General features: G+C 67.7%; 1 protein-coding gene. It reads right to left on the reverse strand.

Annotation, left to right across the window (positions count from 1 at the left end; genetic code table 11):
• Positions 1 to 28: 28 nt before the first annotated feature.
• Positions 29 to 1255: an IS110 family RNA-guided transposase gene (locus tag ACZ5VD_RS43900; RefSeq protein WP_468686090.1), complete on the reverse strand. Its 1227-nt coding sequence runs from the start codon at positions 1253 to 1255 to the stop codon at positions 29 to 31.
• Positions 1256 to 1500: the final 245 nt, after the last annotated feature.

Consider the following 1500-nt stretch of genomic DNA (forward strand, 5'->3'; position numbering starts at 1 on the left):
GTGTTCAGACACCCCATGTCGTTTGAGGTCAAGCGGCAGGGGCGTGGGCGTGGTGTGACCAGGCGGTCGCTTCGTCGTAGTGGGTGCGGGTTTTGAGGCAGCCGTGGAGGATGCCGACGAGGCGGTTGCCGAGCTGGCGGAGGGCGGGGTTGTAGCCCGCTTCGCGGGCGCGTTGTTTGTCGTAGTAGCGGCGGGCACCGGGTGAGGTGCGCAGGGCGCAGAACGCCTGGCGCTGGAGGGCGTCGGCAAGGCGGTTGTTGCGGACGTAGCGGGACTGGACGGTGTGGCTCTTGCCGGAGGCCCGGGTGATGGGGCTGGTGCCGGCGTAGTTCTTGCGGGCCTTCGCGGAGGCATAGCGGGTGGGGTCGTCTCCGAACTCGGCGAGCACCCGGGCACCGGTGATCTCTGCGATGCCGGGCATCGAGAGGTAGATCTCAGCGTCCGGGTGCGCCAGAAAATGGGTCTTCACCTGCCCTTCCATCGCGGCGATCTGCTCGTTCAGCGCGATGATCAGACGGGCGTGAGCTTGGGCGGTTGCTGCGTAGGCGGTGGTGACCTGTTCGGGCAGGCCGAGCTGTTCTTCGCGCAGAGCAGTCTGGATGGTGGCCGCTTTCACGGTCCGGTTGTGGCGGCGGGCACGGGTCAGGACGGCGGTGATCTGGGTGCGGGGCAGCCTCGCGGCAGCTGCTGGGGTGGGTGCCTTGATCAGCAGTTCCAGCGCATCCGTGCTGGTGAGGGTCAGGTCCGCGTAGGCGTTGAGTGCAGCGGGGAAGTACTCGCGCAGGATGTTGCGCAGCCGCTGGAAGGTACGGGTGCGTTCCCAGATGAGGGTCTGGTGGGCGCGGGCGACGACCTTGACGGCCTGGGCCGCCTCGCTGTCCCCGGCCACCGGCCGCAGCTGTGCCCGGTCGATGCGGACCATGTCGGCGAGCGCGTGCGCGTCGCCCTTGTCACTCTTGGCTCCGGAGGAGGCATACCGTTCCTTGAAGCGGTTGACCTGCCGGGGGTTGATCGCGAACACCTGGTAGCCGGAGGCGGTCAGGGCCTGTACCCACGCGCCGCGGTCGGTCTCGATCCCGACCACCACCTCGCCCGGATCCAGGTCCCCACCAGCGTGGCGGGCGACGAGTTCGTGCAGTTTGGCGATGCCCGCCACTCCCTCGGGCAGGTTCGCGGCGGCCAGTTTCCGGCCGGTCTCGTCCTGGACCTCGACATCGTGGTGGTCCTCGGCCCAGTCATCACCGATCAGCAGCAACAGACCCTCCCCAGTCACGTACTTCACACAGCGGTGCAGCCTGCGGAAGGCACGGCACGCGGCCTAATGGATTCAGTGCTCACGCCCTGACGGGCGGGCACGCCATCCCATCAGCGGTCTGGCCTCCCGACCACCAGCAGGGGCACGGTCTGAACACAGAACTCGAACGGTTCCGGCAGCGATAGTGCTCACCTGCTGGCGGCTACGGAACCGAGCATTCCCCGATTCCGTAGCTCCCATTAGGC

This window comes from Streptomyces sp. NPDC032822, assembly GCF_055578825.1.